This is a genomic window from Pseudomonas fluorescens (assembly GCF_000802965.1).
Taxonomy (GTDB): Bacteria; Pseudomonadota; Gammaproteobacteria; order Pseudomonadales; family Pseudomonadaceae; genus Aquipseudomonas; species Aquipseudomonas fluorescens_A.
Map to the genome: position 1 here is coordinate 68,782 of NZ_JSAK01000034.1, position 26,009 is coordinate 94,790.

The window sequence follows — 26,009 nt, forward strand, 5'->3', positions numbered from 1 at the left end:
GAACGCTTTTGTTACCATCCGGGACTTTCTCGGATTTCCCGTGGGGTTTTATCGACATGTCAGCCGTTCGCAGCAAGATTTGCGGGATTACCCGCATAGAAGATGCGTTGGCAGCGGTCGAGGCCGGGGCCGATGCCATTGGTTTTGTGTTTTACGCCAAGAGCCCGCGGGCGGTGACGTTCCAGCAGGCGCGCTCGATCATCAAGGCATTGCCGCCGTTCGTGACCACCGTGGGGCTGTTCGTTAACGCCAGCCGTTGCGAGTTGGGGGAAATCCTCGACGCCGTGCCGCTGGACCTGTTGCAGTTCCATGGCGACGAAATCGCGGCGGAGTGCGAAGGCTGGCATCGTCCGTACATCAAGGCGCTGCGGGTCAAGGCGGGCGATGACATTGCAGCGGCTTGCGACGCCTATCCGAGCGCCAGCGGGATTTTGCTCGACGCCTATGTCGAAGGTATTCCGGGGGGAACCGGTGAAGCGTTCGACTGGTCATTGATACCGCAAGGCCTGGGCAAGCCGATCATCCTGGCGGGCGGCCTGACCCCGGAAAACGTCGCCGAGGCCGTGGCACGGGTTCGACCGTACGCCGTGGATGTCAGCGGCGGGGTAGAGGCAAGCAAGGGCATCAAGGATCACGCAAAGATTCAGGCGTTCATCAAGGCTGTACGCAGTAGCTTGTAGGATGTGACGGCTGGCAGTCTGCCGCCGTCCACTGCTCTGTACAAAACGGCTGAGGGTTATTGGGTGGTACGCAGGTCACGTTTCGCTGATCCGGCCATTCACTGATCATCGCCGCACACATGAATTTAGCTCAAGGGCATACGCGGGGCTGCGAACCAGAGCGTTCGGGCCGCCGGTACTGGAGAAAGAAAGCATGAGCAACTGGTTAGTAGACAAACTGATCCCTTCGATCATGCGTTCCGAGGTCAAGAAGAGCTCGGTGCCTGAAGGTCTTTGGCACAAATGCCCGTCTTGCGAGGCTGTGCTGTATCGTCCGGAGCTGGAAAAGACCCTGGACGTTTGCCCCAAGTGCAACCACCACATGCGTATCGGCGCACGCGCCCGTATCGATATTTTCCTCGACGCCGAAGGCCGTAGCGAACTGGGCGCGGACCTGGAGCCGGTTGACCGTCTGAAATTCCGCGATGGCAAGAAGTACAAGGATCGCCTGACCGCTGCGCAAAAGCAGACCGGCGAAAAAGACGCGCTGATCTCGATGAGCGGTACCTTGCTCGGCATGCCGGTTGTGGTGTCGGCATTCGAATTCTCCTTCATGGGTGGTTCGATGGGCGCCATCGTCGGTGAGCGCTTCGTGCGCGCCGCCAACTACGCGCTGGAAAAACGCTGCCCGATGATCTGCTTCTCCGCCTCCGGTGGTGCGCGGATGCAGGAAGCGCTGATCTCCCTGATGCAAATGGCCAAGACCTCCGCGGTGCTGGCGCGTCTGCGCGAAGAAGGTATCCCGTTCATCTCCGTGCTGACCGACCCGGTCTACGGCGGTGTTTCCGCCAGTCTGGCGATGCTGGGCGACGTGATCGTCGGTGAGCCGAAAGCTCTGATCGGCTTTGCCGGCCCGCGCGTTATCGAGCAAACCGTGCGCGAAAAACTGCCGGAAGGCTTCCAGCGCAGCGAGTTCCTGCTGGAGCACGGCGCGATCGACATGATCGTTCACCGCCAGGAACTGCGTCCGCGCCTGGGTAACCTGCTGGCGCAAATGATGGGCCTGCCGACGCCGAAATTCGTCGCCGCGCCAATCGAGCCGATCGTGGTTCCGCCGGTACCTGCCAACCTATGACTGAACGTACCCTTGGCGAGTGGCTCGCCTACCTTGAGCAGTTGCACCCCTCGGCCATCGACATGGGCCTTGAGCGCTCGCAACAGGTAGCGTCCCGCATGGGACTGGGCAAGCCGGCGCCTCGGGTGATCACGGTCACCGGCACCAACGGCAAGGGTTCCACCTGTGCGTTCGTGGCTTCATTGCTGCGGGCACAGGGCCTGACCGTCGGTGTCTACAATTCCCCGCACCTGCTGCGCTACAACGAGCGGGTGCAAGTCAATGGCGTCGAAGCCACTGACGCCGAGCTGTGCCAGGCCTTCGCTGCGGTCGAGGCCGGTCGCGGCGACACTTCCCTGACTTATTTCGAAATGGGCACCCTGGCGGCGTTCTGGCTGTTTCAGCAGTCGGCGCTCGACGCCGTGGTGCTGGAAGTCGGTCTGGGCGGGCGTCTGGACACGGTCAACGTGGTGGATGCCGACATGGCGCTGGTCACCAGCATCGGTGTCGATCACGCAGACTACCTCGGTGATACCCGTGAGTCCGTGGCCTTTGAAAAGGCCGGCATCTTCCGCCAGGGCGCGCCTGCGCTCTGTGGCGACCTGAATCCTCCGCAACCCTTGCTGGACAAAGCGCGCGAGCTCGACTGCCCGTTTTTCCTGCGTGGGCGCGATTTTGACCTCGGCATCACTGATCACAACTGGCAATGGCGCGGACTAGACGCTCAGGGGCGTGTTGTCGAGTTGCGTGACCTGCCGTTGCTCGATCTGCCGATGGAAAACGCGGCACTGGCGTTGCAGGCCTATCTGCTGCTCGGATTGCCCTGGGTCGATACGCAGATTGTTCAGGCGCTGCAAGCCACTCGAGTGGTCGGGCGTCTCGATCGGCGCCAGTTCGACTGGCAGGGCAAGCGTCTGAACCTGTTGCTGGATGTGGGGCATAACCCCCATGCGGCCGAGTATCTGGCTCGCCGCCTGGCCAGTCGTCCGCCGGTTGGCAGGCGTCTGGCGGTGTTCGGGTTGCTGGCGGACAAGGATCTGGATGGTGTTATTGGCGAATTGAGTGCTAGTGTCGAGCACTGGGCCGTCGCTCCGCTGGATTCACCTCGGGCGCGACCGGTTGTCGATTTGCGCGACGCACTGCAAACGCGTGGTGCTTCAGTAACGTCTTATGACAGCGTGGCCGCCGCCCTGGAAGGGCAGTGCGCGCTGGCGACGAGCGACGACGAAATTCTGTTGTTCGGATCATTTTATTGTGTCGCCGAGGCCCTTGAATGGCTGGCTCGGCGCTCCACGGAGGAAGCGGCAAATGGCATTGCTGGATAAAGCCTACAAACAGCGCATGGTCGGCGCTCTGGTTCTGGTCGCGCTGGCCGTGATTTTCCTGCCGATGCTGTTCTCCCGTCAGGATGAGCAGCGCCAGGTAACGGTCGAAGCCCCGGCTGCGCCGCAAGCGCCGGCGATGCCGCAGGTGCAGGTCGAGCCGGTGGTGGTCCCTGAGCCGCAAGCGCTGCCGCAGGAGCCGGTTCCGAGCGATGAGGAGATTGCCCAGCAGGAAGCGCCGGCAGTGCCGAGTGCACCCGCTGCAACGGCTCCGGCGCCAACTGCCAAACCGGTAGCGCCGCCTGCGCCAGCGCCGGTGCCGGCTCTTGCCGCAAAACCTGCTACCGCGCCTGCCCAGCCCATTACGGCGGCACCGGGCAAGCCGGATACCACCCAGAGTCGCGTCGACGCCAATGGCCTGTCGGTCAGCTGGTCGGTGCAACTGGCAAGCCTGGCCAATCGTGAAAGTGCGGAAAAGCTGCAGAAAACCCTGCGCAGCCAGGGTTACAACGCCTACATCCGCTCTGCTGATGGCAAGAACCGGGTGTTTGTCGGCCCGCTGATCGAGCGCGCCGAGGCCGATCGTCTGCGTGACTTGTTGAACCGCCAGCAGAACCTCAAGGGTTTTGTCGTGCGCTTTCAGCCAGAGCGCGGATAAATCTATCGCACCGATTTGAAATGCACTGACAATCGCAGCTTACCGATAAGCATGGGCTCTGCTAAAATGCGCCGCCTTATCCGTCTGTAGGCTGCACTGTGCCATTTACCTGGGTTGACTGGGCGATCGTTGCAATCGTCGCCATCTCCGCATTGATCAGTCTGAGCCGCGGCTTCGTCAAAGAAGCATTGTCGCTGGTGACCTGGATCATCGCAGGAGCCGTTGCCTGGATGTTTGGTGGCTCACTGTCCGAGTACCTCGCCGGATACATCCAGACCCCATCGGCTCGTGTAATCACGGGCTGTGCCATCATGTTTGTCGCCACGCTGATCGTAGGCGCAATGATCAATTATCTTATCGGCGAATTGGTTCGCGTTACCGGGTTGTCCGGGACCGATCGATTCCTCGGCATGGCCTTCGGCGCGGCGCGTGGCGTGTTGCTGGTGGTCGTGGCGGTCGGGCTGTTGAGCCTGGGCCCGGTACAGCAGGACGGGTGGTGGAAAGAGTCCCAACTCGTGCCAAAATTTTTATTGGTCGCAGACTGGTCCAAAAACCTGATTCTCGGGTGGAGCAGTCAGTGGCTTGCCAGCGGTATCAGCGTACCCGCTGATATACCGTTCAAGGAGCAACTCTTGCCGACGGCCAAAACGCCTCAGTGAGTGTTGTTCAGTTCAGATCCATTAAGTAGGGGTTGCGTCGCATGTGTGGCATCGTCGGTATCGTCGGTAAGTCGAACGTCAATCAGGCGCTGTATGACGCGCTAACCGTCCTCCAGCACCGCGGCCAGGACGCTGCCGGTATCGTGACCAGCCATGATGGCCGGTTATTCCTGCGCAAGGACAACGGCCTGGTACGTGACGTGTTCCATCAGCGTCACATGCAGCGTCTGGTCGGCCACATGGGCATTGGCCATGTGCGTTATCCGACCGCGGGCAGCTCGACTTCGGCCGAAGCTCAACCGTTTTACGTCAACTCGCCTTACGGCATCACCCTGGCGCACAACGGTAACCTGACCAACGTTGAACAGCTGGCCAAGGAGATTTACGAATCTGACCTGCGCCACGTCAACACCAGCTCCGACTCGGAAGTGCTGCTCAACGTGTTTGCACACGAACTGGCCCAACGCGGCAAGTTGCAGCCAACCGAAGAAGACGTGTTCGCCGCCGTCACCGACGTGCACAACCGTTGCGTCGGCGGTTACGCGGTCGTGGCGATGGTGACCGGCTACGGCATCGTCGGTTTCCGCGACCCGCACGGCATCCGCCCGATCGTGTTCGGCCAGCGTCACACCGACGAAGGCGTCGAGTACATGATCGCTTCCGAAAGCGTGTCGCTGGACGTGCTCGGTTTCACCCTGATTCGCGACCTGGCACCGGGCGAAGCGGTCTACATCACTGAAGACGGCAAGCTGCATACCCGTCAGTGCGCGACCAACCCGTCCCTGACCCCGTGCATCTTCGAACACGTCTACCTGGCGCGTCCGGATTCGATCATCGACGGCGTGTCGGTGTACAAGGCGCGTCTGCGCATGGGCGAGAAGCTCGCCGAGAAGATCTTGCGCGAGCGTCCTGAACACGACATCGACGTGGTCATCCCGATCCCGGACACCAGCCGCACCGCGGCCCTGGAGCTGGCGAACCACCTGGGCGTGAAATTCCGCGAAGGCTTCGTGAAGAACCGCTACATCGGCCGGACCTTCATCATGCCGGGTCAGGCTGCACGGAAAAAATCCGTACGTCAGAAGCTCAACGCGATCGAGCTGGAATTCCGTGGCAAGAACGTGATGCTGGTGGACGATTCCATCGTTCGCGGCACTACTTGCAAGCAGATCATCCAGATGGCTCGCGAAGCAGGCGCCAAGAACGTTTACTTCTGTTCCGCAGCGCCGGCCGTTCGCTTCCCGAACGTCTACGGCATCGACATGCCGAGCGCCCACGAACTGATCGCCCACAATCGTTCGACCCAGGACGTGGCTGATCTGATCGGCGCCGACTGGCTGATCTATCAGGACCTGCCTGACTTGATCGAAGCGGTCGGTGGCGGCAAGATCAAGATCGACAAGTTCGACTGCGCGGTGTTCGACGGCCAGTACGTCACCGGCGACGTCGACGAGGCTTATCTGAACAAGATCGAGCAGGCACGCAACGATGCCTCCAAGGTCAAGACGCAGGCAGTCAGCGCGATCATCGATCTGTACAACAACTGAGTTTCTACCGGCCCTGAGGGGCCGGTTTTGTATCTGGCTTTTAATTGACGAGAATTAGGGAAAGGAGTGACAGCATGAGTCAGGATTGGGATGCCGGTCGGTTGGACAGCGACCTCGAAGGCGTAGCGTTCGATACCCTGGCCGTACGTGCCGGTCAGCACCGTACGCCGGAAGGCGAACACGGTGATCCGATGTTCTTCACTTCCAGCTACGTATTCCGCACCGCCGCCGACGCCGCCGCGCGTTTTGCCGGTGAAGTGCCGGGCAACGTTTACTCGCGCTACACCAACCCGACCGTGCGCGCCTTCGAAGAGCGCATTGCCGCACTGGAAGGTGCCGAGCAGGCCGTGGCCACCGCGACCGGCATGGCCGCGATCATGGCAGTGGTGATGAGCCTGTGCAGCGCTGGCGATCACGTACTGGTGTCGCAAAGCGTGTTTGGCTCGACCATCAGCCTGTTCGAGAAGTACTTCAAACGTTTCGGCGTCGAAGTCGATTACGTGCCGCTGGCCAACTTGTCCGGCTGGGACGCGGCGATCAAGGCCAACACCAAATTGCTGTTCGTCGAGTCGCCGTCCAACCCGCTGGCCGAGTTGGTAGACATTGCCGAACTGGCGAAAATCGCTCACGCCAAAGGCGCGATGCTGGTGGTCGACAACTGCTTCTGCACCCCGGCGTTGCAACAGCCGCTGAAAATGGGCGCGGACGTCGTTGTCCATTCGGCAACCAAGTTCATCGACGGCCAGGGTCGTTGCATGGGCGGTGTCGTGGCCGGTCGCAGCGAGCAGATGAAAGAAGTCGTCGGTTTCCTGCGTACCGCCGGGCCAACCTTGAGCCCGTTCAACGCCTGGATCTTCCTAAAGGGCTTGGAAACCCTGAACCTGCGGATGAAGGCGCATTGCGCCAACGCCCAGCAGCTGGCCGAATGGCTGGAGCAGCAGGATGGCATTGAGAAAGTCCATTACGCCGGCCTCAAGAGCCATCCGCAGCATGAACTGGCCCTGCGTCAGCAGAAAGGTTTTGGCGCCGTTGTGAGCTTCGAAGTGAAGGGTGGCAAAGAGGGCGCCTGGCGCTTTATCGACGCGACGCGCCTGATTTCGATTACCGCCAACCTGGGCGACAGCAAAACCACCATTACCCACCCGAGCACCACCTCCCACGGCCGTCTGGCGCCGCAAGAGCGTGAGGCTGCGGGCATTCGTGACAGCCTGATCCGCGTCGCGGTCGGTCTGGAAGACGTAGCGGACCTGCAAGCCGACCTGGCGCGCGGGTTGGCTGCCTTGTGATCGAGTTGTCCACGCCAACGGGCTCCAATGGCCGCGTCGCACTGGTCACCGGTGCCGCGCGGGGCATTGGCCTGGGCATTGCGGCCTGGCTGATCAGCGAAGGCTGGCAAGTGGTGCTGACGGATCTGGATCGGGTTCGTGGTTCGAAAGTGACGAAAGTGCTCGGCGAAAACGCCTGGTTCATCGCCATGGACGTGTCGAACGAAGGGCAGGTGGCGTTGGGTGTCGCTGAGGTACTGGGGCAGTTCGGGCGGCTGGATGCGCTGGTGTGCAACGCGGCGGTGGCCGATCCGCACAACATCACCCTGGAAAGCCTCGATCTGGCTTACTGGAATCGGGTGCTGGCGGTGAACCTCAGTGGACCGATGCTGCTGGCCAAGCACTGTGCGCCGTATCTGCGGGCTCACAGCGGTTCGATCGTCAACCTGGCCTCGACCCGCGCCGGACAGTCGGAGCCTGATACGGAAGCCTATGCGGCGAGCAAGGGCGGGCTGCTGGCCCTGACTCACGCGCTGGCGATCAGCTTGGGCCCGGAAATTCGGGTCAATGCGGTCAGCCCTGGCTGGATCGACGCGCGCGACCCTTCGGTACGGCGTGCCGAGCCGTTGACCGATGCTGACCATGCACAGCATCCGGCGGGCAGGGTAGGGACGGTCGAGGATGTGGCAGCGATGGTGGCCTGGCTGCTGTCGAGGAACGCCGGGTTTGTCACGGGGCAGGAGTTCGTGGTGGACGGTGGCATGACCAAGAAGATGATCTACGAGCAGTGAGAGGCAGCTTCAAGCTTCAAGCTGCAAGTAAAGGCCGGACGGTGTCAGCCCTGCATACGTAACCCTGTTCTTCTCTTGCAGCTTGAAGCTTGCGGCTAAAAGCTGTTTCTGAAAAAAACTTCAATCCTGCTATTGACTTAGGTTCGCTACCTGCGTAAATTTCGCGGCCTCGGAGATGCAAACGGGTGATTAGCTCAGCTGGGAGAGCGTCTGCCTTACAAGCAGAATGTCGGCGGTTCGATCCCGTCATCACCCACCACTTCCGAGATACTTGCGAAAGCAAGAGGTAGGCTGAAATGCCTCCACCGACGCGCAGCGGTAGTTCAGTCGGTTAGAATACCGGCCTGTCACGCCGGGGGTCGCGGGTTCGAGTCCCGTCCGCTGCGCCATATTTTCCGAGTCAGATTTATCTGGTTCGAGATTGAAAAGCCACTGAGTTTTCAATCAGACGAGTTACTTGGACGCAAGTCCAAAGCGATACGCAGCGGTAGTTCAGTCGGTTAGAATACCGGCCTGTCACGCCGGGGGTCGCGGGTTCGAGTCCCGTCCGCTGCGCCATATCTGCCCCGAGGCCCACTGAACGCCTTGGAGCTACGAAGAAAGCCTTCAGCGCCTACTTCGAGTCGATAGCAAAGACCCTGGTCGAAAGACCGGGGTTTTTTGTGTCTGAAATTTGGCTTTCCTCCTCTTTCGCTCTCAATACTTAATATTTCTGCATGTCCGCGCCATAAAGCACTTGTCGTCGCCGCTACATTAATTAGAATCACTCTCATTTACGATAACTCCTTGGCACAGGGCTTCTTGAGATGAGTGATGCAGCGCTGCCGAAGGAGCAAACCCTTCACGACCTGTACCGCGATCACCGTGGCTGGCTTGAAGGCTGGTTGAGACGCCGCATGGGCAACGCCTGCGATGCGGCCGACCTCAGCCAGGATGCGTTCCTGCGGTTGCTCGCCAGTTCGCAACGGATCGCCGAACTGCAAGAGCCTCGCGCCTATCTGCTGACGGTGGGCAAGCGTCTGCTGAGCAATTTCTACCAGCGTCGCAGCCTGGAGCAGGCGTACCTCAATGCTCTCGCATCGTTACCTGAAGACTGTGTGCCGTCCCCGGAGCAGCGCTGGATTCTGCTGGAAACCCTGCAAGCACTGGATGAATTGCTCGATGGATTACCGTCAGCGGTGCGGCGTGCATTTCTCTGGAGTCAGCTCGAAGGCTTGACCTATCAGCAAATCGCCGAGCGTCTGAAGGTCTCTGATCGCACAATCAAACGCTACATGGCGCAAGCCTACGAACATTGCCTGTTGGTGGAACTGTGAACAGCCCCGCGCCCGATGTCCGTCAGGCCGTTCGCGCGGCGGCGCAATGGCTGGCGTTGCTGGAGTCCGGCGGCGCCACCGAGCAGGACCGAGCGAACTTGCAGCGATGGCGCGAGACCTCGGCCAATCACGAAATTGCCTGGCAGCGGGCGCAAGCCTTGCGTCAGCGTTTTGCCGACCTGCCTTCGACGCTGGCCCTGAGCAGTCTCGACCGTCCCGATCCAGCGCGACGCGTATTGCTCAAGCGCGCCTTGGGTGCCGTGGCGTTGGTGCCAGCGGCGTGGCTGATCAGCCGACAACTGCCGCTGGATGTCTGGCGCGCCGATTTGCACACCGCCACCGGCGAGCGCAAAAAAGTGCAACTGGCCGACGGCAGTTCCCTGCAACTCAATACCGCCAGCGCCGTGGATGTGGATTTACCGAATCGTCGTGTGAAGTTGGTAGAAGGCGAAATGTCGCTGAACGTACCGGGCACCGCGCCGTTGACGATCCACACGCGTTTTGGCCAAGTGATCGTCAGCCAAAGCGAGGTCTGTGTCCGCCAGGACGCCCATGCTTGCCGGATATCGGTTTTCAGTGGCGCCGTGCAGCTGCAACCGTTGCAGGGCGCGGTACTGGCGTTGCGCGCCGGCCAGCAGGTCAACTTGCAAGCGGCAGGTGTCGGAGCGGTGCAAGGCTTTGATGTGTTGCAACCCGGTTGGCGCGAAGGCGTGCTGATGGCGAACAATCAGCCGCTGGGGGATTTCCTGCGCGAGCTCGATACCTATCGACCGGGTGTCCTGCGCTGGGAGCCGGAGCTTGAAGCCCTGAGCGTCACCGGCAGTTTTCGTCTGGACGACACCGATCGCATCCTCTCGTTGCTTGCCGCCAGCCTGCCCTTGGAGGTGCAAATGCGCACCCGTTACTGGGTGACGCTACAGTCGCGCAAAAAAAGTGTTTGAAGCCTGTCCTCTTTTTTCAGCTCGCTTGTCATTCAAGGCAACTGAACGAACAAGAGAGCTTCTTCAATGCCCGCAGTAATGCCTTGCTGTCCGCGTCCGGCGTTTTCCGGCTTGCGTCCGCTGTTGCACTTGAGCCTGTTGTTGAGCCTGAGTGCCAGTCCGTTTTTCATCACCGAGAGTTGGGCTGAAGACAGCGCCCGTCGCAGCTATCAAGTGCCCGCCGGGAGCCTGAGTGATGCGCTGACACGGTTCGCCGGTCTGGCCGGGGTCAACCTGTCGGTGGACCCGGCACTGGTCAGCGGTCGCAACAGCGCCGGGCTGTCCGGCGAGTATGGGGTGGAGGAGGGCTTTGCCCGGTTGCTGCAAAATTCCGGTCTGCAATTGCAGGCGGTGGGCGAACAGGCGTACATCCTGACGCCGGCGCCAACCGGCGGCAGTCTGCAACTGGGTGCCACCTCGATTGTCGCTGCCACGGCGTCGGCGGACGGCGAGCCGTATGCCGGCGGTCAGGTCGCGCGCCGTGGCTCGCAGGGTTTGCTGGGTTCGAACGACTTCATGGAAACGCCGTTCAGCATCACCACCTACACCAGCGAAGCGATCGAGAACCTGCAAGCGCGTACCTTGGGCGATTTGATTGCCAGCGATCCCTCGGTTCGCGCCACCAATCCGGCGGGTGGGCGTTACGAGCAGTTCACCATTCGCGGGCTCAGCCTGTTCAACAGCGATGTTTCCTACAACGGTCTATACGGCGTCCTGCCGACCTATACGATCGACATGGAAATGGCTGACCGTGTCGACATCCTCAAAGGTCCGAGCCAGCTCATCAACGGCATCTCACCGCGCGGCAGCGTGGGCGGCGGCATCAATGTGGTGCCCAAGCGCGCCACCGATCAACCCATCACTTCGTTTACCGGTAGTTACGCGTCCGACAGTCAGGTCGGTGGTGCCGTGGATGTCGCTCGGCGCTTTGGCGAGGGCAACCAGTTCGGTATTCGTTTCAACGGCGTCAAACAGTCCGGTGATACCGATTGGGATCACCAGAATGTCGATCGCGAAATGGCGGTTCTCGGCCTGGATTTTCGCGGTGAACGCCTGCGGCTCTCGACCGATATTGGACGCACCGAACGCGACACCGACGCGCCGCAGGAGCGTGTTCAGGTCGGCGCCAATGCGCAGATGCCGCACGCCAGCGATGTGCGCCGCAACTATGCGCAGCCGTGGAGCCAGGCGAGTACCAACGATACGTTCGGCACGGTGAGTGGCGAATTCGATGTCAGCGATTCGGTCATGCTGTACGGCGGTGTGGGCGCGCGCAAAAGCAACCATGACTTCCTCCGGCACGCCGTGGCGGTCACCAACAACGCAGGCGATTTCAGCGTTCTGCCGCGTGATTTCACCCGTGACGAAAATGTCCGGACCGCCACGGCGGGCGTGCGCAACTGGTTTCACACCGGCCCGGTGAGCCATCAGGTCAATCTTGCAGCCAGCTATTTCTACATGGATTTCGAAAACGGCGGCGCTCGCTATGCCGCGGCGCCCAGCAACATTTACAACCCCGTGGAGACACCTACGCCAGTCAGGCCTACACGACAGGACGCTGAGGTTTATACCGAGAACCGCTTCAGCAGCGTGGCGTTGTCCGACACCCTCGGTTTCTTCGATGACCGCTTGTTGCTGACCCTCGGTGGCCGTTGGCAGCGGGTCCAGGTCGACGACTGGTCCGATGGCGTCAAAGGCGACACTGCCTACGACGAAGAAAAATTCTCGCCATCGGGCGGCATCCTGTTCAAGGCGACCGACAAGTTGTCGCTGTACGCCAACTACATGGAAGGCCTGAGCCAGGGCAAGATCGCGCCGTCGACTTCGGTGAACGAGGACGAGATCTTCCCGCCGTTCATCAGCCGTCAGGTCGAGGTCGGCGCCAAGTATGACGCCGGAGCCTTCGCTGTCACCGCCGCCGTGTTCCGGATCAAGCAGCCGGCCTACGAGACCAACGCCACCACGCGGGTCTTCGGCCCGAACGGTAAACGCCAGAATGATGGTGTGGAAGTGAGTGTGTTCGGCGAGCCACTGAAGGGTTTTCGCCTGCTCGGTGGTGTGATGTACATCGACAGCGAGTTGACCAACACCACCAACGGCACCTTCGACGGCAACCGCGCGCCAGCCACGCCGAAATACAACGTCAACCTCGGCGCAGAGTGGGATGTGCCGACCGTACAGGGCCTGACCCTGACCAGCCGCGGCCTCTATTCCAGCTCGCAGTATCTGGATCAATCCAACAACAAGGAAATCGACTCGTGGGAGCGCTTCGACGTGGGCGCACGTTATGCATTCAGGGTTGATGAAAAGACGGTCACCTTGCGCGCCAACGTCGAGAACGTCGCGGACAAGCGTTACTGGAGTTCGGCCGGGGCTTCGGATGACAGCGAGCCTGGGTTGACGCTGGCGACACCGCGGACCTATTTGCTGTCGGCGACTGTGGATTTCTGAGTGCTGAGTAAATGTGGCGAGGGAGCTTGCTCCCGCTGGACTGCGCAGCAGTCCCCTCATGGGGGCGCTTCGCACCCCGACGGGAGCAAGCTCCCTCGCCACAGGTTTAAAGCAAAGTTCAGCCCTGCAAATACACCGCATGCGTATGGGTGTACTCGTACAACCCATGCTTGCCATCCGCGCCACCGATTCCGGATTTACGCACGCCGGCATGGAACCCCTGCATGGCCTCGAAGTTCTCGCGGTTGACGTAGGTTTCGCCAAAATCCAGCTCGCGCATCGCATGCAGGGTTTTGCTCAGGTCGCGGGTGTAGATCGATGAGGTCAGGCCGTATTCGCAGTCGTTGGCCAGGGCAATGGCTTCGTCCAGGTCGTCGATGATCTGGATCGGCAGCACCGGGCCGAAAATCTCTTCGCGCATGATTTCCATGTCGGCACTGCAGCCAGCCAATACGGTGGGTTGGAAGTGGAAGCCATTGGGTAGATCAGCGATCTGTCCACCGCTGATGAGGTTCGCACCCTGGCTCAACGCCGTGCGGACTTTGCGGTTGACGCTGTCCAGACCCTGGCGGTTGATCAGCGGGCCCATTTCCACATCGGGCTGCGCAATCGGATCGCCATAGCGAGTCGCGCTCATCGCCGCTGCGATGCGTTCGATAAATTGGTCCGCCACTTTACGCTCGACGTACACCCGCTCGGCGCAGTTGCACACCTGGCCGCTGTTGATGATCCGCGAATCGCGGATGGCTTTTACCGCAAGATCCAGGTCGGCATCCGCCAGCACAATGGCCGGCGCCTTGCCGCCCAGTTCCAGATTGAGTTTGGTGATGTTCGGCGCGGCGGCAGCCATGATCCGCGAACCGGTATCGACACTGCCGGTGAAGCTGATCATGTCCACGCCCTTGTGCGCACTCAGCGCCGCGCCGACCCGACCGTCGCCGCAAACCACATTGAACACGCCGGGCGGCAGATCGGTTTCGGCGACCAATCTGGCGAACTCGAAGCAGTTGTTTGGGGTTTCTTCGCTGGGCTTGATCACGATGGTGTTGCCGGTCAGCAGCGCCGGGGCCATTTTGCGGGCGATCAGGAAGAACGGGAAATTCCACGGCAGAATCCCGGCCACCACGCCCAGCGGTTTGCGGAACAGGAAGATGTTTTCGTTCTGACGGTCGCTGGTGATGATCTCGCCTTCGATGCGTCGGGCCCACTCGGCCATGTAGTCGAGGTAGTCGGCGGTGAAATTGACTTCGACTTCGGCCAGGCCGCTGATCTTGCCTTGTTCGAGGGTGATGGTGCGCGCCAGGTGCGCAACGTTTTCCCGCAGCTTGGCAGCGATCCGGCGCAAGTAACCGGCGCGGTCATTCGCCGGTTTGCGTGCCCAGTCCTTTTGCGCGGTACGGGCGGCGGTGAGTGCACGTTCGACGTCTTCGGCAGTCGAGGCCGGGACTTTCGACAGCACGGCGCCGGTGGCCGGGTTAATCACGTCGAGATGGGCAGCGCTGGCCACAAACTGGCCATTGATGAAGTTTTCGTAAACAGGCACGGACGACATGGAAAGGCTCCTTGGCTGATCAATAGGTACGCGACGGCGCTTGTTCGGTGGCCGGTGTGCGGTAGCGGGCGAGGGTGGCCGTGGCGCTCTGACGCAGCAGGCTGATGTCGATGGCCACGGCGATGAACTGGCAGCCCCAGCCCTGATAGCGGCGCGCATCTTCTTCGTTCGGCGCGAGAATCCCGCAGGCCTTGCCGGCCGCCAGCGTGGCGTTGACGGCGTGTTGAATGCGTTCCTGGACTTCCGGGTGACCCGGATTGCCCGCGTGGCCGAGCCCGATGGACAAGTCCGCAGGGCCGATAAACACAGCATCGACGCCTTCGACGGCGGCGATGGCCTCCACATTTTCAACGCCCAGCCGTGATTCCACCTGAACGATCAGGCACAGCTGTTCATGGGCGGTGTTCAAATAATCAGGTACGCCGTCCCAACGGGTGGCGCGGGTCAAGCCGCCTCCGACGCCGCGAATGCCATGGGGCGGATAACGCATGGCGCGGACCAGCGCCGCCGCTTGCTCGGCGGTTTCGACCATCGGGATCATCAGCGTTTGCGCGCCGATATCCAGCAGTTGTTTGATCAGATTGGCGTCACCCGTCACCGCGCGCACGACCGGCGCGGTGGAGTAGGGAGCGACGGCTTGCAACTGCGCCAGCACGCCGGGCACGGTGTTCGGTGCGTGCTCACCGTCGATCAGCATCCAGTCGTAACCGGTGGTGGCGACGATCTCGGCGGCGTAGCCAGTGGCGAACCCGGCCCAGATGCCGTATTGGGTCGCCGGTTGTTTCAGTGCGGCTTTGAAAGCGTTGTGCGGCATGTTCATCACGAACTCCTTTCTCAGCGGTTATACGGACGGTGCAGTTGGCATTCCGGATTCAGCGTCACGCCAAAGCCGGGTTGGTCGAGTTCCGACAGGCGCATGCGGCCGTTCACCGGCACCGGTTCGCCAAGCAATTGCGGATGGAACATCGGCACCACCTCGTCAGCCTTGGGCGCCATCATCAGGAATTCGGCAAACGGGCTGTTATGCCGGGTCGCAACGAAGTGATAGCTGTACACCGACGAGCCATGGGGAATGACCAGCGCGTTGTGAGCGTCGGCCAGCGCCGAGATTTTCACCAGTTCGGTGAGCCCGCCGCACCAGCCCACATCCGGCTGGATAATGTCGCAGCAGCCCATCTCCAGCAGCATGCGGAAACCCCAGCGGGTGGCTTCGTGTTCCCCGGTGGTCACCAGCATGCCTTTGGGCACGTTGTTGCGCAGGGCGGCGTAGCCCCAGTAATCGTCCGGCGGCAGGGCTTCCTCGATCCACTTCAAACCATGTTCGTGGGCGCCGACCGCCAGTTTGGTGGCGTAGTTGAGGTCCAGGCTCATCCAGCAATCGAGCATCAGCCAGAAGTCCGGGCCAACGCGCTCGCGCATGGTCGCCAGTTCTTCGAGGTTCTTGCGCAGGCCTTCTTCACCTTCGGCCGGGCCGTGGTGCAGCGGCATCTTGCCGCCGATGAAACCCATCTTCTGCGCCAGGTCCGGGCGGGCGCCGGTGGCGTAGAACTGCAACTCGTCGCGCACCGCACCGCCGAGCAACTGGTGCACCGGTTCCTGGCGGATCTTGCCGAGCAAGTCCCACAGCGCCAGGTCGACGCCGGAGATTGTGTTGATCACGATGCCTTTGCGCCCGTAGTACAGGGTCGACTGGTACATCTGGTCCCAGATCTTCTCGATGTCGGTGACGCGAGCGCCTTCAAGGAAGCGCGCCAGGTGTTTCTCGACGATGTAGGCGGCCGGCTCGCCACCGGTGGTTACGGCAAAACCAATGGTGCCGTCGCTGGCTTCGATCTCCACCACGAGCGTGCCGAGTACGTTGATGCCGAAGGTGCGGCGGCTTTGGCGGTACTCCGGGTATTTGCTCATTGGCGTGGCGATGTGATCGTCGATCCAGTGGCCGTCCGCCTGATCGTGATAATCCGCGCCGCCGCCTCGCAGGGTGAAGGCGCGGACGTGTTTGATGGTTGGAATGCCCATGGTGTGACTCCTTTTTTTAAACGGCGGTCAGGTTCAAACGGTGGCTGGTTTGTTCGAGGCTTTATGGCCGGGCGCGCGGACGCCCAACACCAGCAACGCGGCGATGACGGTGGTAGCGGACAGCAGATACAAACCTGCTGCCGGGGAATGGAAGGCGCCTTCGGCCCAGTTCTTCAGCACCGGGGCGATGAAACCGCCGAGGGCACCGAACGAGTTGATCAGGGCGATCCCGGCTGCGGCGGCGCTGCCGGCGAGGTAGCTGGAAGGGAAGGTCCAGAACACCGGTTGCACGGCGATGAAGCCGGAGGCGGCGAAGCACAGGGCAAGGATGCCCAGCAGCGGATTGCTGAAGGTCACCGAGCAGGCGATCCCGGCGGCGGCCATGAGCAAGGTCAGGCAAGCGGTGCGGCGGCGTTCGCCAGTGCGGTCGCTGTAGCCGGGAATCAGGTACGCAGCCAGCAGTGCGCAGATCCATGGGATCGCCGTCACCAGTCCGACCATCAATCCGACTTTGGTGCCGAGCAATCCGCCCACCTGAGTTGGCAGATAGAACACTACGCCATAGACGCTGGCCTGGATCAGCAGATAAATCAGGCACAGGTACAGCACTGAGGGTTGGCAGATCACATTGAGCAGGCTGCGGCCGTGGTTCTGTTTGTGGCTGTCTTCCTGATCGAGCAGCGTCTGCACTTGCTGGCGTTCTTCGACCGTCAGCCACTTGGCGTCCGCCGGGCGATTGTCCAGGTAAAAGTAAGCCCAGATGCCTACCGCCGTGGCCATCAAGCCTTCAACGGCGAACAGCCATTGCCAGCCATGGAAACCGGCAAAACCGTCCAGTTCCAGCAACAGGCCGGACAACGGGCTGCCGAAGATGAAGGCCAGTGGCGCACCGAAGTAAAAGAAACCCATGGCCTTGCCACGCACGGCGCTGGGGAACCAGTAGGTGAGGTAAAGGATTACGCCGGGGAAAAAACCGGCTTCGGCTACGCCCAGCAAAAAGCGCAGGATGTAGAAGCTGGTTTCGGTGTGGGCGAAGACCATGGCCGCGGAGACCAGGCCCCAGGTAACCATGATGCGGCACATCCACAGACGGGCGCCGACGCGGTGCAGGATCAGATTGCTTGGCACTTCGAGCAATGCATAACCAACGAAGAACACCCCGGCGCCAAAGGCGAAGGCGGCGTCACTGATATTGGTATCGGCTTGAAAGGCTTGCTTGGCGAACCCGACGTTGGCGCGGTCGAGGAAGGCCATGATGTACATCAGCAGGAGAAACGGGAGCAGCCGCCAGGAAATTTTGGCGAGCAGAGGCGCGGGTAGAGTCTTCATCGCAGGTTTCCTTTGGTAGGGCATTTGTTCTTATGGGAAAGACTGTACGGCCGCTGATCGATGCGTTACAAATCGAATCTAGCTCACAACTGATACCCTCAGGGTATCGATAGAGAAGTCTCGCCATGACCACGCCTATCCTTTCCCGCAGCCTGTTCAACCGCTTGCGCTACAAGCATCTGCACATGCTGGTGGCGCTCAGCACCAGCCAGAACCTGCACCGCGCCTCGCAAACCCTGAACATGTCGCAACCGGCTGCTACCCGCATGTTGCATGAGATTGAAGACATGTTCGGTTGCGACCTGTTCGAGCGTTTGCCACGGGGCATGCGACCGACAGCGCTGGGTCAGGAACTGATCCGTTTTGCCGAGTCGGCCCTCAGCGGCCTCGATCGTTGCGCCGAGGATCTGATGGCGCGGCAACAGGGCGGCTACGGTTATCTGTCGATCGGCACCATCATGGGCGCGGCACCGGACCTGGTCATGGATTCGATTGCCGAAATCAAGTCGCTCAACCCGCAGCTGCGGATTCGCATCATGGGCGACACCAGCGACCAGGTGATCCAGTTACTGGAACAGGGCCGTATTGACCTCGCCATCGCCCGGCGCAACGCCGCCACCGACAGCGAGCATTACGAGTTCGAACAACTGGGTAACGAACGCCTGCTGGTGGTGGTGCATGCCGGTCATCCGCTGGCCAAGCGCACGAAGCTGGAACTGGCGGAACTGGTCAGCGCCTGGCCGTGGATCCTGCAACCGGAAACCAGCCCGGCGCGCATCGGCCTGGATCAAGCCTTGCAGCGCCTGGCCTTGCCGCTGCCGGCGGACATCATCGAATGCAGTTCGGTGTACTCCATGCAGCAGCTGATTCAACTGACCGACGCCATCATGGTGCTCTCGGAAACCGCTTTGCGCGACTACTTGAAAATGGGTCTGGTAGTCGCGTTGCCGGTTGAGCTGGACGTGCAACTGGCGCCGTTCGGACTATTGTTACGAAAGGGCGAACACGTCAGTCGAGAGTTGGGTTTGTTCATCGATTTGCTGCGCAGCAAGGCGGCCAGATTTTGATTCGTTGGTCAGTTTTTTGTGTCTGGTTATTTTCCGCGAGTGCATAAGTCTATAAACTTAACCTTTCGGTCAGCTTTGCACTGTCGTTACAGCCCTTTGCAACGTCAAGAAAGGGCTTCTGCAAGACTCGAGATTTCCAGAACATAACCAGAAGGGCGGACCCCATAACCGCCCAGAGGATGATCCATGTCCAACCGTGAAATATCCCGGCGTTCGTTCCTGCAGGGCGGGCTGGTAGCGGGTGTGAGCGTGACGCTTACACCGCTCAGCAGTCAGGCGCTGGCAGCCTTGATGGAAAACAGCGTGACCGTGCCGTCCGAGCAGTGGCTCGGCAATAACGGCAAGGCGCGCGCCCGTAACGATGCCTTGTCCAAGGTCTGCGGCAGCAAAGTCTTTGCCCGCGACATCCGCGCCAAGGACATGCCGGGTTGGCCGCAGCAGCAAGGCCACGCCATGCTGCTGAAAACCATCAAGGCCGACCGTATCTACGACGGTTACGACCTGTCGTGGCTCGGTGCCGAGTTGCAGCCGGACCGCATCGTCACCGCCGACGATCTGGTCAAGGACGGCATCGTCTTCCCGGAAGAACACGCCCCTGATCCACTGCTGCCGGTCGGCAAGGTGCCGATGTTCATCGGTCATCCGGTGGCGATCCTGATCTGGAACGACTTCGAGCGCTTCCGCCAGGCCAAGGCCAAACTCAAATTCAATGACAAAGCAATCCGCTACGGCGAGAAAGCGCCGTTCTACGAAGGCGATCCCTACGGCAGCTTCCGCTACGTGCGAGTGGGCGGCCCGACTTCGGCGGACGAAGACGAATTCGCCAGCCTCAAGGATTCGATCCTGTTCCCGATGCTGAAAAACCGTCGCCCGGTATGGAATTCCCAGCCGAACCTGCACGGCAACCTGACTGAGCGCGGCCTGTTCTACGCCGACCGCATGAAGCAGCAGATCGAGACGCCGCCGGACAACTGGCTGGTGTTCGACGAGCGCTACAAGACGCCGTCAATCGAACCGGCCGCCATGGAGCCGGACAACGGCAACGGCTGGTACGACCCGGCCACCAAGACCCTGCATTTTGTCGTCGCCACGCAGTGCCCGCTGGAAACCGCGACCGAGACCGCGAAGATGATCGCGCCGTCGCGTTTCGGCCTGGCCAAGCTGAACATGCACCCGGGTTACACCGTCGGCTACGGCTCGAAAGACCACAACATTTTCGTCTACTACGCCGCGCTGGCCGCGTTGTACGGCGCCGGTGTGCCGGTGCGTCTGGCCAACGACCGCTACGAGCAATTCCAAAGCGGCATCAAACGTCACCCGTTCGATATCCGCTATCAACTGGCGGTGGACAAAACCGACCACAGCTTCAAGATTTTCCGCGCCGAGATGAGCGTCGACGGCGGCGGCCGGGTCAACTACAGCCCGTCCGTGGCAGCGGTTGGCGCCACGGCGGCGCAGTCGATCTACTACATGCCGCAGAACGATTTACAGGTCACGGCCTACCATTCCCGCGCCGTTGAAGCCGGTTCGATGCGTGGCTACGGCACCCTGCAGAGCATGGCCTCCACCGAGATGATGGTCGATGAAATCGCCGATCGCCTCGGTGTCGATGCCATCGAACTGCGCCGCAAGAATGCGCTGCGTTCGGGCATGAAAAACACCCAGGGCGCGGTGCCTGCCGGTGCCTTGCGCCTGCACGAAATTCTCGACAAGGCGGCTGTTCACGAAGTCTGGAAAAACCGCGCCGCGATCAAGAAACAACGCGAAGCCGCTGACCCGGATAATTGGTACGGCGTCGGTTTCGCCATTTGCCAGAAAGACTTCGGCACCGGTTCCGAAGCACCGATGGCGAGCATCGAATACACCGTTGACGGTCGCATTACCCTGCGCCATATCGGCATCGAAATCGGCACCGGTATGTCCACTTCCCAGGCGATGGTGGTGGCCGATTTCCTCGGTAACCCGGCGCACGAAGTGAAGACCGGCGAGACCGAATGGAAAGAGTTGCAGCTGATCAGCGGCGGCAACCCGTACATCATGAGCCAGGCCGAGCAGGACAACTTCCTGCGTAATCCGCGTTGGGTCGGCAAGATCGCTTCGGCGTCGTCGGCGACCAACTCCGCCTACTACTTCAGTCATGCCACCCGTGAAGCGGCGCGCGTGCTGTTCAACCACGGCTTGTGGCCGGCGGCGCTGGAGATCTGGCGACAAGGCCCTTACGGCGGCCAGGCCAACCCTTACGTGGTGCGCCGCGAAGACGCGCATTGGGTCGACGGCAAACTCACCGCCAACGGCATGGAGCCATTGCCTTTCGAAGTGCTGGCCAAACGTGCCCACGAGCGCGGTCTGGTGACTGGCGCTACGGTTCACGGCTTCAACCGCTGGAGCTGGGCCGAGGCCGAGTTCAGCATCGACGGCGTGCGTGAACGCTTGCCGCTCGATGGCCTGGCGGTGAAGTACGGCGACGGTGCACCGAAGGCGAAGCTGGCACAGATGAACAGCGCCGGTTTCCATCTGCTGGATCGGCAGAACATTGCCTACCCGGTGACCCAGTTGAACAACGCGGCGGTGACTTACTACAGCCCGGTGGCAACGCTGGTGGAAGTGAAGGTCAACAAGGGTTCGAACGAAGTGTCGGTACTCAACCACCACTCGTGGGTCGAGTGCGGTCGGGTGCTGGTGCCGGAACTGGTCAAGGGGCAACTCGAAGGCGGTATCGCCATGGGCATCGGCCACGCGCTGATGGAAGAAATGCCGCTGTACGAAGGCGGGCCGGGGGAGGGCGACTGGAACTTCAACCGTTACCGCTTGCCGATGGCGCGGCACGTGGCGGTGTGGAAACAGACTGCGGAAATCCTGCCGCCATTGTCGCCAAGCGACCCGTCCAAAGGCATCGCCGAAGTGGTGATGATCCCGGTGGTCGGTGCCATCGGTAATGCCGTGGCCCACGCAATCGGCAAGCGTGTCCGCGACCTGCCTATCACTTCTGCACGCATCAAGGAGGCCCTCAATGGCTAACCGTCCGCTTCAACTGACCCTCAACGGTCAATCCGTCGGCCCGGTGGACATCCCTGATGACCTGCCGATGATCGACTACCTGCACGAATACAAGAACCTCACCGGTTCGCGCCTGGGTTGCGGCCAGGGCATCTGCCACGCTTGCGTCGTAATCGTCGATAACCCGGACGGCACCAGCGAAGAAGTGCGCACCTGCATCACCGGCGCGCATTACTTCGAAGGCAAGAAAGTGCGGACCATCGAAGGTCACGCTACCCGCGACGAGCAGGGCAAAGTCACCGAGCTGAACCCGATCCAGCAGCGCTTCGTCGATGAATTCGCGTTCCAGTGCAGCTACTGCGCGCCGGGCTTCGTCAATGCCGCGACCGTATTGGTGGAAAAGCTGCAGCGTCAGCCGATCGTCAAAAGCCAGTTGGAAAAAGTCATCGAGGACAGCCTCGGTCACCACATCTGCCGTTGCACCGGGTACGTGCGTTACTACAGCGCGACCCGCAACGTGCTGACCGATCTCGGCCTGGTCAAGGAGGGTTAAGCATGAAGCAACTTCTTTCCCGCCTGACTCTGGCGGTCGGTCTGACTGCGCCTGTGTTGCTGGTTCACGCCGACGAGGCACAGGTCAAGCAAGGCGAATACCTCGCTCGCGCCGCCGACTGCATGGCGTGTCACACCGCACCGGGCGGCGCGCCGTATGCGGGTGGTCTGCCGATCGTATCGCCGTTCGGCACGATCTACGGCACCAACATCACCCCGAGCAAAGAGCACGGCATCGGTTTGTACAACGATGACGAATTCTTCGCCGCGCTGACTGAAGGCAAGCGTCGCGATGGCGCGAACCTGTATCCGGCGATGCCGTACACCTCGTATCACCTGATCCCGCGTGCGGACTCTGATGCGATTCACGCCTACCTGAAAACCGTCGCGCCGATCGAGCGTGCCGCACCGGTCACCAGCCTGACTTTTCCGTTCAACGTGCGTCCGGGCCTGATGGGCTGGAACATGATGTACGGCAAAGACGTGAAGCTCGAATCTGCCGAAGGCAAAAGCGAAGCCTGGAAGCGCGGCCAGTACATGGTCGACGTGCTCGGCCACTGCGGCGAGTGCCACACGCCACGCGGCTTGCCCGGTGCGATGCAGATGGACAAACGCATGACCGGCGGCATCCTCAACGGCTACCTCGCGCCGAGCCTGCTGGCCACTGACCTGGCCGCGCGCGGCTGGAATCATCAGGACCTGAGCTCGTTCCTCAAGCACGGCATGAGCGCCCAGGGCACGATGTTCAACGAGATGTTCCCGGTGTTCCACAACAGCACCCAGGGTCTCACTGACCCGGATCTGGCCGCCATGGCTACCTTCCTGCTCGGCGATCAACCGCCAGCGGCGAAAGTGCTGACCGACGTGCCGCTGGAAAAACTCAGCGCCAGCGCCCAGCGCGGTCGTCAGGACTACCTGAACGTCTGCGCCGGTTGCCACGCGGTCGATGGCGAAGGCAAACCGCACATCGCTGTAGCCATGCGTGGCAACACGACGTTGCGTCTGGAAGACCCGCGCAACCTGGTACGGGTGATCGATGACGGTATCGGCGAGCAGAAGTTTTCCGGGTTCGAACACATGCAACCGATGCCGGGTTTTGTCGAGAAACTCAGTGATGCGCAACTCACGGATCTGCTGAATTACCTGCGTCAGGGTTGGGGTGGTCAGCCGACGGATCTGGCCGTGAGCGACGTGCAGAAGCTGCGGACCGATGCGCCGCCGCTCGAGCACAAGGCCCACTGACATGCAGCATCTCGATCTGCAAGTGGTGCGGCGGGCGCTGGAGTGGTCGACGGCCGGTCAGCGCGTCTGGCTGTGCACGGTCCTCGCCACCTACGGTTCGGCGCCTCGTGCGCCGGGCTCGTTGCTGGCGGTGAATGCTGACGGACAGTGGATCGGTTCACTGTCCGGTGGCTGCGTCGAGGAAGATTTTCTTGATCGCGTGGCCGAGGGCGCCTTTGAGCAAGCGGTCAACGTCGTGCGCTACGGCGAAGGCGACGACCCGCGCTCGCGAGTGAGTCTGCCCTGCGGCGGCGTGCTCGATGTGCTGGTGGAAAAGCTTGAGTCCGATTGCGATGTTCAGGCGCATTTGCGGGAGCTGGAGTCGGCGCTGTTGGGCCGGCGTCGGTTGATTCGTGAAGTGGACCTCGCCAGTGGCGCGCGCAGTCTGTTCGATGATCGCGAGCAGGGCGTGCGTGTCGAGCGCGAGATCGACCGGGTTCGCTTGCGCATCGGTGCGGCTCAGCGATTGCTGCTGGCTGGGTATTCCAGCGTGGCTCAGGCCTGTGCAGAGTTCGCCGTGGGCCTGGGGTTCGAGGTGATTTTGTGTGACCCACGCGATGAAGTACTGGAAGGCGTGGTGCTGGACAATGTGGAGATTCGTCGTCAATTGCCGTCAGTGTTCATCGCCGATGGCGGCTGCCACAGCGACACGGCAGTGGTGGCGTTGACTCATGATCCGCGCATCGACGATTTGGCGATGATGGAAGCGGTGCGCACCGAGGCGTTTTATATCGGTGTGATGGGGTCCGTGCAGACTTCGCAAAAACGCTTCGAACGGTTACGGCGTATTGGTGGTTTGGGTGAGTCGGAACTGGCGCGGATCCATGCGCCGATCGGCTTGAACCTGGGCAGCAAGACGCCGGCGGAAATTGCATTGGCGGTGCTGGCTGACATCTTGCGGATTCGTAGCGGGATCGCGCGGGATCGGCTTTAAGATCAAAAGATCGCAGCCTGCGGCAGCTCCTACACAGATCATGTTTTTCTGTAGGAGCTGCCGCAGGCTGCGATCTTTTGCTTTAAAGGTCAGTAGCCAAATTTATCCCGCAACCCGTAATACCAGGCACCCAACGCCGCGAACGGTGTGCGCAGTAACTGTCCGCCGGGAAACGGGTAGTGCGGCAGGTCGGCAAACGCATCGAAACGCTCCGCTTGACCCCGCAACGCTTCGGCCAACACCTTGCCCGCCAGATGCGTGTAGGTCACGCCGTGGCCGCTGCAACCCTGGGAGTAGTAGATGTTGTCGCCCAGTCGCCCGACTTGCGGCAGACGCGACAGGGTCAGCAGGAAATTGCCGGTCCAGGCGTAATCGATCTTCACATCCTTTAGCTGCGGGAAAGCCTTGAGCATTTTCGGTCGGATGATCGCCTCGATGTTCGCCGGATCCCGCGCGCCATACACCACGCCACCACCGAAAATCAGACGCTTGTCGCCACTCAGTCGGTAGTAGTCGAGCAGATAATTGCAGTCCTCGACACAGTAATCCTGGGGCAGCAGATTTTTCGCCAACTCATCGCCCAAAGGTTCCGTGGTGATGACCTGAGTGCCGCACGGCATCGACTTGGCGGCCAGCTCCGGAACCAGATTGCCCAGGTAGGCGTTACCCGCGACGATAATGAACTTGGCCCTGACCTTGCCCTGAGGTGTGTGAACCACCGGATTCGCACCACGCTCGATGCGCACCGCCGGCGACTGCTCATAGATGGTGCCGCCCAACGACTCGACAGCCGCTGCCTCGCCCAACGCCAGGTTGAGCGGATGAATATGGCCGCCGCTCATGTCGAGCATCCCGCCGATATATTGATCGCAATCCACCACTTCACGAATGCGCTTTTGATCCATCAGCTCAAGCTGCGTATGTCCGAAGCGTTCCCACAAGCGTTTCTGCGATTCCAGATGGCCCATCTGCTTGGCGGTGATGGCGGCGAATACACCACCGTCCTTCAAGTCGCACTGAATGTTGTACCTGGCGACCCGTTCACGAATGATCCGCCCGCCCTCGAACGCCATCTGCCCCAGCAACTGAGCCTGCTTGGGGCCAACACTGCGCTCGATCACATCAATATCGCGACTGTAGCTGTTAACGATCTGACCGCCATTTCGGCCCGACGCACCGAAACCCACCTTCGCCGCTTCAAGCACTGTTACTCGAAAGCCGTTCTCCAGCAGGAACAGGGCCGACGACAACCCGGTATAACCGGCACCGATCACGCAGACATCCGTCTCAACGTCATCCTGCAACGCTGGGCGCGGCGGAGCCGCATTGGCCGATGCGGCGTAGTAGGACTCTGGGTAGGGGGTGTGCGCCATCCTGCAGCCTCTGTTTAATATATTTTACGAGTGCGTTGATCCTACCCGAGTTAAAAATCGACCGCCAGCCACCGGAAAATCTTCTTGGCGACCACGAAATTAAATATTTTGCATATTCATAGGGTTAGCGCGAAAAAAGGTGT

General features: G+C 61.1%; 21 protein-coding genes and 3 tRNA genes. 19 read left to right on the forward strand and 5 right to left on the reverse strand.

Annotation, left to right across the window (positions count from 1 at the left end):
• Positions 1-56: 56 nt before the first annotated feature.
• The 14 genes from NL64_RS25970 (at position 57) to NL64_RS26035 (ending at position 12,762) form a co-directional block, all read left to right on the forward strand.
• A complete protein-coding gene (locus NL64_RS25970) occupies positions 57-680 on the forward strand; it encodes a phosphoribosylanthranilate isomerase (protein WP_034150921.1) in 624 nt (207 codons plus the stop codon).
• A gap of 193 nt (positions 681-873) precedes the next feature.
• Positions 874-1,794 (forward strand): acetyl-CoA carboxylase, carboxyltransferase subunit beta, encoded by a 921-nt coding sequence (accD, locus tag NL64_RS25975; protein WP_034150922.1) that lies wholly within the window; start codon positions 874-876, stop codon positions 1,792-1,794.
• On the forward strand, positions 1,791-3,098 hold the full coding sequence (gene folC / locus NL64_RS25980; protein ID WP_034150923.1) for a bifunctional tetrahydrofolate synthase/dihydrofolate synthase: 1,308 nt from the start codon (positions 1,791-1,793) through the stop codon (positions 3,096-3,098). The genes accD and folC overlap by 4 nt, the downstream gene beginning before the upstream one ends.
• Positions 3,082-3,753, forward strand: coding sequence for an SPOR domain-containing protein (locus NL64_RS25985; RefSeq protein WP_034150924.1), 672 nt, complete (start codon positions 3,082-3,084; stop codon positions 3,751-3,753). Before folC ends, NL64_RS25985 begins: the two co-directional genes overlap by 17 nt.
• Positions 3,754-3,851: 98 nt before the next feature.
• Complete coding sequence (locus NL64_RS25990; RefSeq protein ID WP_034150925.1) at positions 3,852-4,412, forward strand: CvpA family protein; 561 nt, start codon at positions 3,852-3,854, stop codon at positions 4,410-4,412.
• 41 nt (positions 4,413-4,453) lie between these two features.
• On the forward strand, positions 4,454-5,959 hold the full coding sequence (gene purF / locus NL64_RS25995; RefSeq protein WP_034150926.1) for an amidophosphoribosyltransferase: 1,506 nt from the start codon (positions 4,454-4,456) through the stop codon (positions 5,957-5,959).
• 74 nt (positions 5,960-6,033) lie between these two features.
• The gene (locus NL64_RS26000) at positions 6,034-7,245 is read left to right on the forward strand and encodes an O-succinylhomoserine sulfhydrylase (RefSeq protein WP_034150927.1); all 1,212 of its coding nucleotides are present in this window, start codon (positions 6,034-6,036) and stop codon (positions 7,243-7,245) included.
• Entirely contained in the window at positions 7,242-8,015 is a 774-nt protein-coding gene (locus NL64_RS26005; RefSeq protein WP_034150928.1) for an SDR family oxidoreductase, read from the forward strand. The genes NL64_RS26000 and NL64_RS26005 overlap by 4 nt, the downstream gene beginning before the upstream one ends.
• 183 nt (positions 8,016-8,198) lie before the next feature.
• A tRNA-Val gene (locus NL64_RS26010) sits at positions 8,199-8,274 on the forward strand.
• 53 nt (positions 8,275-8,327) lie between these two features.
• Positions 8,328-8,404: transfer RNA gene (locus NL64_RS26015), tRNA-Asp, on the forward strand.
• A 92-nt stretch (positions 8,405-8,496) separates the two neighbouring features.
• Positions 8,497-8,573, forward strand: a tRNA-Asp gene (locus NL64_RS26020).
• A 248-nt stretch (positions 8,574-8,821) separates the two neighbouring features.
• Complete coding sequence (locus NL64_RS26025; protein ID WP_034150929.1) at positions 8,822-9,331, forward strand: sigma-70 family RNA polymerase sigma factor; 510 nt, start codon at positions 8,822-8,824, stop codon at positions 9,329-9,331.
• The gene (locus NL64_RS26030; RefSeq protein ID WP_034150930.1) at positions 9,328-10,272 is read left to right on the forward strand and encodes a FecR domain-containing protein; all 945 of its coding nucleotides are present in this window, start codon (positions 9,328-9,330) and stop codon (positions 10,270-10,272) included. Before NL64_RS26025 ends, NL64_RS26030 begins: the two co-directional genes overlap by 4 nt.
• Before the next feature lie 66 nt (positions 10,273-10,338).
• On the forward strand, positions 10,339-12,762 hold the full coding sequence (locus tag NL64_RS26035; protein WP_034150931.1) for a TonB-dependent receptor: 2,424 nt from the start codon (positions 10,339-10,341) through the stop codon (positions 12,760-12,762).
• Between the two features lie 118 nt (positions 12,763-12,880).
• Here NL64_RS26035 and aldA read toward each other — a convergent pair whose 3' ends face one another.
• Genes aldA through NL64_RS26055 form a run of 4 tightly spaced genes read right to left on the reverse strand, consistent with a single transcriptional unit; the run spans position 12,881 to position 17,662 of the window.
• Positions 12,881-14,314 (reverse strand): aldehyde dehydrogenase, encoded by a 1,434-nt coding sequence (gene aldA, locus NL64_RS26040; RefSeq protein ID WP_034150932.1) that lies wholly within the window; start codon positions 14,312-14,314, stop codon positions 12,881-12,883.
• Positions 14,315-14,333: 19 nt separating this feature from the next.
• Positions 14,334-15,134: an aldolase/citrate lyase family protein gene (locus NL64_RS26045; protein WP_034150933.1), complete on the reverse strand. Its 801-nt coding sequence runs from the start codon at positions 15,132-15,134 to the stop codon at positions 14,334-14,336.
• A 14-nt stretch (positions 15,135-15,148) separates the two neighbouring features.
• Complete coding sequence (rhmD, locus tag NL64_RS26050; RefSeq protein WP_034150934.1) at positions 15,149-16,333, reverse strand: L-rhamnonate dehydratase; 1,185 nt, start codon at positions 16,331-16,333, stop codon at positions 15,149-15,151.
• 33 nt (positions 16,334-16,366) lie between these two features.
• Complete coding sequence (locus NL64_RS26055; protein ID WP_034150935.1) at positions 16,367-17,662, reverse strand: MFS transporter; 1,296 nt, start codon at positions 17,660-17,662, stop codon at positions 16,367-16,369.
• Between the two features lie 125 nt (positions 17,663-17,787).
• On the opposite strand from NL64_RS26055, the gene NL64_RS26060 reads away from it, so the two are divergent.
• The 5 genes from NL64_RS26060 to NL64_RS26080 all read left to right on the forward strand — a co-directional run bounded on the left by NL64_RS26060 (position 17,788) and on the right by NL64_RS26080 (position 24,493).
• The gene (locus NL64_RS26060; RefSeq protein ID WP_034150936.1) at positions 17,788-18,729 is read left to right on the forward strand and encodes a LysR family transcriptional regulator; all 942 of its coding nucleotides are present in this window, start codon (positions 17,788-17,790) and stop codon (positions 18,727-18,729) included.
• A 186-nt stretch (positions 18,730-18,915) separates the two neighbouring features.
• Positions 18,916-21,747, forward strand: a complete 2,832-nt coding sequence (locus tag NL64_RS26065) for a xanthine dehydrogenase family protein molybdopterin-binding subunit (protein WP_034150937.1) — start codon at positions 18,916-18,918, stop codon at positions 21,745-21,747.
• Positions 21,740-22,279: a (2Fe-2S)-binding protein gene (locus NL64_RS26070; RefSeq protein WP_007982256.1), complete on the forward strand. Its 540-nt coding sequence runs from the start codon at positions 21,740-21,742 to the stop codon at positions 22,277-22,279. Before NL64_RS26065 ends, NL64_RS26070 begins: the two co-directional genes overlap by 8 nt.
• A 2-nt stretch (positions 22,280-22,281) precedes the next feature.
• On the forward strand, positions 22,282-23,520 hold the full coding sequence (locus NL64_RS26075) for a c-type cytochrome (protein ID WP_034150938.1): 1,239 nt from the start codon (positions 22,282-22,284) through the stop codon (positions 23,518-23,520).
• A 1-nt stretch (position 23,521) separates the two neighbouring features.
• A complete protein-coding gene (locus tag NL64_RS26080) occupies positions 23,522-24,493 on the forward strand; it encodes an XdhC family protein (RefSeq protein ID WP_034150939.1) in 972 nt (323 codons plus the stop codon).
• An 89-nt stretch (positions 24,494-24,582) separates the two neighbouring features.
• On the opposite strand, the gene NL64_RS26085 is transcribed toward NL64_RS26080, so the two are convergent.
• A complete protein-coding gene (locus NL64_RS26085; protein ID WP_034150940.1) occupies positions 24,583-25,866 on the reverse strand; it encodes an NAD(P)/FAD-dependent oxidoreductase in 1,284 nt (427 codons plus the stop codon).
• Between the last annotated feature and the right edge of the window lie 143 nt (positions 25,867-26,009).

What these genes read in the sequence shown, in the direction of transcription:
- NL64_RS26085 (WP_034150940.1), bottom strand. Translation starts at nt 25,866, where the DNA reads ATGGCGCACACCCCCTACCCAGAGTCCTACTACGCCGCATCGGCCAAT.
- NL64_RS26060 (WP_034150936.1), top strand. Translation starts at nt 17,788, where the DNA reads ATGACCACGCCTATCCTTTCCCGCAGCCTGTTCAACCGCTTGCGCTAC.
- NL64_RS26045 (WP_034150933.1), bottom strand. Translation starts at nt 15,134, where the DNA reads ATGAACATGCCGCACAACGCTTTCAAAGCCGCACTGAAACAACCGGCG.
- accD (WP_034150922.1), top strand. Translation starts at nt 874, where the DNA reads ATGAGCAACTGGTTAGTAGACAAACTGATCCCTTCGATCATGCGTTCC.
- folC (WP_034150923.1), top strand. Translation starts at nt 1,791, where the DNA reads ATGACTGAACGTACCCTTGGCGAGTGGCTCGCCTACCTTGAGCAGTTG.
- NL64_RS26070 (WP_007982256.1), top strand. Translation starts at nt 21,740, where the DNA reads ATGGCTAACCGTCCGCTTCAACTGACCCTCAACGGTCAATCCGTCGGC.
- NL64_RS26025 (WP_034150929.1), top strand. Translation starts at nt 8,822, where the DNA reads ATGAGTGATGCAGCGCTGCCGAAGGAGCAAACCCTTCACGACCTGTAC.
- NL64_RS26075 (WP_034150938.1), top strand. Translation starts at nt 22,282, where the DNA reads ATGAAGCAACTTCTTTCCCGCCTGACTCTGGCGGTCGGTCTGACTGCG.
- rhmD (WP_034150934.1), bottom strand. Translation starts at nt 16,333, where the DNA reads ATGGGCATTCCAACCATCAAACACGTCCGCGCCTTCACCCTGCGAGGC.
- aldA (WP_034150932.1), bottom strand. Translation starts at nt 14,314, where the DNA reads ATGTCGTCCGTGCCTGTTTACGAAAACTTCATCAATGGCCAGTTTGTG.
- NL64_RS26065 (WP_034150937.1), top strand. Translation starts at nt 18,916, where the DNA reads ATGTCCAACCGTGAAATATCCCGGCGTTCGTTCCTGCAGGGCGGGCTG.
- NL64_RS25970 (WP_034150921.1), top strand. Translation starts at nt 57, where the DNA reads ATGTCAGCCGTTCGCAGCAAGATTTGCGGGATTACCCGCATAGAAGAT.
- NL64_RS26035 (WP_034150931.1), top strand. Translation starts at nt 10,339, where the DNA reads ATGCCCGCAGTAATGCCTTGCTGTCCGCGTCCGGCGTTTTCCGGCTTG.
- NL64_RS26000 (WP_034150927.1), top strand. Translation starts at nt 6,034, where the DNA reads ATGAGTCAGGATTGGGATGCCGGTCGGTTGGACAGCGACCTCGAAGGC.
- NL64_RS25985 (WP_034150924.1), top strand. Translation starts at nt 3,082, where the DNA reads ATGGCATTGCTGGATAAAGCCTACAAACAGCGCATGGTCGGCGCTCTG.
- NL64_RS26080 (WP_034150939.1), top strand. Translation starts at nt 23,522, where the DNA reads ATGCAGCATCTCGATCTGCAAGTGGTGCGGCGGGCGCTGGAGTGGTCG.
- NL64_RS26055 (WP_034150935.1), bottom strand. Translation starts at nt 17,662, where the DNA reads ATGAAGACTCTACCCGCGCCTCTGCTCGCCAAAATTTCCTGGCGGCTG.
- purF (WP_034150926.1), top strand. Translation starts at nt 4,454, where the DNA reads ATGTGTGGCATCGTCGGTATCGTCGGTAAGTCGAACGTCAATCAGGCG.